The sequence below is a fragment of the Sporosarcina sp. AD_1 genome (assembly GCF_057373025.1).
Map to the genome: position 1 here is coordinate 1 of NZ_JBPVIR010000030.1, position 546 is coordinate 546.

1 rRNA gene is annotated in these 546 nt (G+C 53.7%); it reads left to right on the plus strand.

Features of this window, described 5'->3' with window-relative positions:
• Positions 1 to 546 (plus strand): 23S ribosomal RNA (locus ACSW3C_RS20230); the annotation flags it as partial.

Consider the following 546-nt stretch of genomic DNA (forward strand, 5'->3'; position numbering starts at 1 on the left):
CCTGGAAAGGTTCGCCAGAGCGGGTAAAAGCCCCGTAGCCGAAAGTCCATCCCCTCCAGAGTGGATCCTGAGTACGGCGGAACACGTGAAATTCCGTCGGAATCCGGGAGGACCATCTCCCAAGGCTAAATACTCCCTAGTGACCGATAGTGAACCAGTACCGTGAGGGAAAGGTGAAAAGCACCCCGGAAGGGGAGTGAAAAAGAACCTGAAACCGTGTGCCTACAAGTTGTCAGAGCCCGTTAATGGGTGATGGCGTGCCTTTTGTAGAATGAACCGGCGAGTTACGATTCCATGCAAGGTTAAGCTGAGAAGGCGGAGCCGCAGCGAAAGCGAGTCTGAATAGGGCGACAGAGTATGGGGTCGTAGACCCGAAACCAGGTGATCTACCCATGTCCAGGGTGAAGGTAAGGTAACACTTACTGGAGGCCCGAACCCACGTACGTTGAAAAGTGCGGGGATGAGGTGTGGGTAGCGGTGAAATTCCAATCGAACCTGGAGATAGCTGGTTCTCTCCGAAATAGCTTTAGGGCTAGCCTCAAACGA